The organism is Actinomycetota bacterium (genome assembly GCA_035759705.1).
Taxonomy (GTDB): domain Bacteria; phylum Actinomycetota; class CADDZG01; order JAHWKV01; family JAHWKV01; genus JAJCYE01.
In genome coordinates this window covers 1-2,593 of sequence record DASTUJ010000081.1, presented here as the reverse complement: position 1 = coordinate 2,593, position 2,593 = coordinate 1, and the positions used below count along the sequence as shown (strand labels likewise).

1 protein-coding gene and 1 rRNA gene are annotated in these 2,593 nt (G+C 64.3%); both read right to left on the bottom strand.

What is annotated here, in order from left to right; all coding sequences use genetic code 11:
• Window positions 1–967 (bottom strand): 16S ribosomal RNA (locus VFV09_05425); the annotation flags it as partial.
• A gap of 492 nt (window positions 968–1,459) precedes the next feature.
• Window positions 1,460–2,593, bottom strand: a 1,134-nt coding sequence (gene tyrS / locus VFV09_05420) for a tyrosine--tRNA ligase (GenBank protein ID HEU4867152.1), incomplete at its 5' end; no start/stop codon positions are given.

The following is a 2,593-nucleotide window of genomic DNA, read 5'->3' as shown; positions in this document are numbered from 1 at the left end:
GGTAAGGTTCTTCGCGTTGCATCGAATTAAGCAACATGCTCCGCCGCTTGTGCGGGCCCCCGTCAATTCCTTTGAGTTTTAGCCTTGCGGCCGTACTTCCCAGGCGGGGCACTTAATGCGTTAGCTACGGCACGGAGCCCGTCGATCGAGCCCCACACCTAGTGCCCAACGTTTACGGCGTGGACTACCAGGGTATCTAATCCTGTTCGCTCCCCACGCTTTCGCTCCTCAGCGTCAGTACCGGCCCAGAGCGCCGCCTTCGCCACCGGTGTTCCTCCTGATATCTGCGCATTTCACCGCTACACCAGGAATTCCGCACTCCCCTACCGGACTCGAGTCATAGCAGTATCGAGTGGCGTCTCCGAGTTGAGCCCGGAGTTTTCACACCCGACTTGCCAAACCGCCTACGAGCTCTTTACGCCCAATAAATCCGGACAACGCTCGCCCCCTACGTATTACCGCGGCTGCTGGCACGTAGTTGGCCGGGGCTTCTTCTGCAGGTACCGTCATGTTCGTCCCTGCTGAAAGGGGTTTACAACCCGAAGGCCTTCGTCCCCCACGCGGCGTTGCTGCGTCAGGCTTTCGCCCATTGCGCAAGATTCCCCACTGCTGCCTCCCGTAGGAGTCTGGGCCGTGTCTCAGTCCCAGTGTGGCTGGTCGTCCTCTCAGACCAGCTACCCGTCGGAGCCTTGGTAGGCCGTTACCCCACCAACAAGCTGATAGGCCGCGAGGCCCTCCCGAAGCGGAATCCATTTCCTCAATGAGCCATGCGACTCTCTGAGGGCATCCGGTATTAGCACCGGTTTCCCGGTGTTATCCCAGTCTTCGGGGCAGGTTCCTCACGTGTTACTCACCCGTTCGCCGCTAGGTCTTCCCCTGTCTTGCGACAGGATGGACCCCGCTCGACTTGCATGTGTTAAGCACGCCGCCAGCGTTCGTCCTGAGCCAGGATCAAACTCTCCATCGAGATCTCGGCTTGCCGGCCCGAGGGCCGCTTCCGCCTGCGATCGGTTGAAGAGCCGCCTCGGGACCCACTGAGTCCCTTCGGCAACCCGGCACTGGATTCACACGTTGTCCATGTGTACTCAGTGCATTGACTTGGTGAACGTCCTCGACCTTCAGAGAAGGTCGCGAACGCCCGCACTGGCTTTTGTCACCACTATTCCGTTTTCAAAGAGCGGCAGTCCGAGTGAGAGGGGTACCCAAGGGGGGGAAGCCCTTCACCTGGCCTAACACACCTCTCCCTGCAAGGGAGATGTCCGTGTCAATAGCCGACGTGACGACAAGCGCCTGTCGGCGAGCAACCGGTGCACTCTAGCGGGTCCGTGGACTGACTGCAACTCAGAAAACCACGCACCGCATCCGGTGTACCGCCGTCAGCGGCCCTTTCGAACCGCAGGAGACCAACCTAGCAAGTTGGCGTCGGGAGCAAGAACGGAGGAGAAGGTTTTCTTGCTCCTCAGACTCGGATCCGGGCCCAGGAGCGGCGGCCGACCTGGAGGAGGCCTTCGCCGAGGTCGCCCGGGGCCAGTTCGGTGTCGGGGTCGGTGATCCGCTCGCCGTTGAGGCGCACCGCGCCTTCGCTGATCTTGCGGGCGCCTTCCTTGTTGGAGCTCACCAGGCCGGCGAGGGCCAGCAGGCGGGCCAGCCGGATCCGCCCGTCCACCAACTGATCGGGCTGCAGCTCGAACTCGGGGACGTCGTCGGGCACCTCGTGCCTCTTGTACACCTGGTCGAAGCCGGCCTCGGCGGCCTCGCCGGCGCCGGCGCCGTGGTAGAGGTCGACGATCGTGCGGGCCAGGAGCCGCTTGGCGGTGTTGGGGTGCAGCTCGCCGGAGGCCAGCTTGGCTGACTCAGCATCGACCCGGTCGGGGTGCCAGCCGGTGGCCAGGAGCATGTAGCGGGGCAGCAGCGAGTCGGGGATGCTCATGACCTTGCCGAACTGCTCGGCGGGCGGCTCGGTGATCCCGATGTAGTTGCCCAGCGACTTCGACATCTTGTTGACGCCGTCGAGGCCCTCGAGCAGGGGGGTGGTCAGCACCACCTGGGGCTCCTGGCCTTCCTTTTCCTGGAGGTCCCGGCCGACGAGGTTGTTGAAGAGCTGGTCGGAGCCGCCGAGTTCGACGTCGGCCTTGATCGCCACGGAGTCGTAGCCCTGGAGCAAGGGATAGAGGAGCTCCATGATCGAGATGGGCTGGCCGGCGTCGTAGCGCTTGGAGAAGTCGTCGCGCTCGAGCATCTGGGCGACGGTGGCCTTGCCGGCCAAGCGGAGGAGCCCGTCGGCTCCGAGGGTCCCGAGCCAGTCGGAGTTGCGGTGCACCTCGAGCCGGTCGGAGCGGAGGATCAGCCCGGCCTGGGCCTGGTAGGTCTTGAGATTGGCCTCGATCTGCTCCGGGGCCAGCCGGGGCCGCGTAGCCGAGCGGCCGGTCGGGTCGCCCACCTGGGCGGTGAAGTCGCCCAGGATCAGCACTGCCGTGTGGCCCAGGTCCTGGAACTGACGGAGCTTGCGGAGGACGACGGCGAAACCCAGGTGGATGTCCGAGGCCGTGGGGTCGATGCCGAGCTTGACCCGTAACGGGGTGCCCCGCGCCAG